Raw genomic sequence first — 1,141 nt, 5'->3', positions numbered from 1 at the left:
TGAACTGGCCCCCGAAAGTTGGACTGGTTTTAATTCTAGGCGGTTAGGGCTTCAAGGGTCTGATTTCGATATTGCATCGGGGTCAGACCCTTGAGTCGGTGTTGGATGCGTTCGGTGTTGTACCACTGGATGTACTCGTCGATCGCCTGGTTGAACTCTGCGATGGTGTCGAAGACTTCTCCGTGGTACATCTCGGTTTTCAAGTGCCCGAAGAAATTCTCCATGACCGCGTTGTCGTAACAGTTGGCTTTACGCGACATCGACTGAACGCCACCGTTGTCATGAATCAGGTTGCGCCAGGACGAATGCTGGTACTGGAAACCTTGATCGGTATGCATCATCCACCCAGGCTCAGGCGCACACGTTTCAATCGTCTTAGTTAAAGAATTGGCGGTAAATGCTGTCGACGGCGATGTAGCCACGGTGTGGGCAACGATTGAACGGTCGAACAGATCCATCACCGGTGACAGGTAGACCTTGCGGCCTGCGACCCTGAACTCGGTGACGTCGCTGACAAAGACGGTATTTGGCTTATCTGGGGTGAACTTGCGGTCAAGTGTGTTGTCGGCAATGTGGCTGATCGTCCCGTTATAGGAAACATACGGCCTGCGCTGGCGGACCTTGGCTCGAAGTCCCATCTCGCACATGAGCTTGTAGACGAGCTTGTGGTTGACCACCCACCCCTGGTTGCGCAGGTCAAGTAGTACTCGTCGGTAGCCGTAGCGATGCTTGTTACGCTCGAAGCTTTCTCGGATCGCGTCTTTGAGCGCAGCGCGCTTATCCGGCTCGCTGAGTCGTTTCTGGTGGTAGAAGAACGTTGATCTCGGCATGCCTGCCGCATCCAAAAGGTATTGCAGACGATGCCGTGACTTGAGGATGACAATAGCCTGGACCTTCAGGCGTGTCCCTGATTCCTCAAGTCCCGCAATTTTTTTAGATATGCGTTTTCCGCTTCCAACCGTGCGATCTGGCGACGCAGCTTCGCTTGTTCCGAGAGCGGCTTCGATGTGACCGAGCCTTTGGGCCTGCCCTTCGGCTTCGGCGTTAGTGCCTCATCGCCACCTTTACGCCATTTCCGCGACCACCCGCTGACCAGCTGCTCTGATGACAGGCCAAACTCGCGCGCAAGATCCATCGCTGT

At 54.9% G+C, this 1,141-nt stretch carries 1 pseudogene; it reads right to left on the bottom strand.

The window, feature by feature from the left end:
• Positions 1-35 precede the first annotated feature (35 nt).
• Positions 36-1,141: pseudogene (locus tag ACEE23_RS11405) on the bottom strand (IS3 family transposase); the annotation flags it as partial.

This window comes from Corynebacterium sp. 32222D000AT, from assembly GCF_053546955.1.
The sequence above is the reverse complement of the archived record's forward strand: the minus strand, read 5'-3'. Positions and strand labels throughout refer to the sequence as shown.